Genomic DNA, 1,373 nt, shown 5'->3' on the forward strand with positions numbered 1-1,373 from the left:
TATTTATGTTCCTGTCATCTCGACAGTAACAGGGTTTACATACAGGGGACTTGCACCCCATTAGATCACGCCCATGCCGGGCGTACACAAATCATTCAACTGGACTGCTGTCAGGCGCGCAAATCGTTCTTAAAACCAGAGTGCGTAGATCTGAGTCAAACATTATTGGAAAAATCACGGGTGCCAGCAGCCCGTTAATTCCACGTTATGTGAATAAAAAAATTAAAAAATGCATAGCCAAAACCGTCGCACAATATTTGTGATATTTTTTATGATGATTTTGGGTGCCTTCTGTATCTATATGGCTATTGATATGACTTCAGACCCAAAAGCCATAGAACAAGGATATATAATAGCCCACCATAGGAATTTCTTTATTAAATATTCTCCTAGTTTGTGTATCGGGTACTTCGGATCAATATTTATAATATACCCCATCCTAATGGTAAAAAACGTAATGTCGCTTGGTGAATTTTTAGTAGCAGAAGAACGCACAAAATCAAAAATCTATTTACTCGTATATACAATGTTTTTGCCTGGGGTGTTCTTTCTTATTTTGACTGTTTTGTACTCTAAAGAGTTTAAAGATAGAGGCTTGTTTTTAACAATTGTAATGTTTAGTATAGGATACCTTTATATAAAAAATACATATAAATACTTTGTAAAACGTAACACAAAAAACACATAACAATCGCATCAAAGGGTCGGAAAGAACTCGGCGGTATTTTAAAGCGTTAATCTACGCTCGAAAATCATAGGTGATTTGGAGCTATTTGCCACGCAATCTTGCCGCCCCTTATGCAAACGTTAGATTCTCAAAAAAATGAAAACATGTATGACAATAAACTGAAATCTATAATAGCAAGTCTTTTATTAATCATTTTCTGTATATTAGTGAGCGCAACTTTATCATCGGGATTAGGTACAGACAACCTATCATTAGAAGCATTTACAGTTGATCCGCCAGTTAGTGAAAAGTGGCAAAATCAATCCAAACCTAAACATCTACTTTATGGGTGTTCAATAGGTGATAGGTACAGCACGTTTACACTTGAAGCACGCGAATATCCAATTAGTCCTGAGCCTATTGATTCTATTTCTTCTTTATATAGCCAAATACAAAATCTAGAACAAAAAAGAATTAAGACTCAAAATAATGGACGTTACGAAATGACCTCTCATTCTGAGGAAATTCTAAAAATTAATAATTTAAAATGTGTAAAGTATCAAAAAAGGTGGATTGATCATGGAGACACCGCAACTCAAAACACTGAGTTAATTGGCTCCTCGCTACATCATGTGGGTAAGCCATAATTAAGTTTCCCACCGATAATGTATGCGATAGTGATAAGGTTTGGTTTGGTCCTGTATCC

Annotated in this window: 1 protein-coding gene; it reads left to right on the forward strand. The window is 35.6% G+C overall.

Annotated features, from left to right (window positions below; genetic code table 11):
• Positions 1–798 precede the first annotated feature (798 nt).
• The gene (locus G493_RS0122705; RefSeq protein WP_028582191.1) at positions 799–1,314 is read left to right on the forward strand and encodes a hypothetical protein; all 516 of its coding nucleotides are present in this window, start codon (positions 799–801) and stop codon (positions 1,312–1,314) included.
• Positions 1,315–1,373: the final 59 nt, after the last annotated feature.

The organism is Desulfogranum japonicum DSM 18378 (genome assembly GCF_000429945.1).
Taxonomy (GTDB): Bacteria; Desulfobacterota; Desulfobulbia; order Desulfobulbales; family Desulfobulbaceae; genus Desulfogranum; species Desulfogranum japonicum.

Bases quoted from the DNA above. Each gene is read 5' to 3' on its own strand.
- G493_RS0122705 (WP_028582191.1), top strand. From the start codon at position 799: ATGCAAACGTTAGATTCTCAAAAAAATGAAAACATGTATGACAATAAA.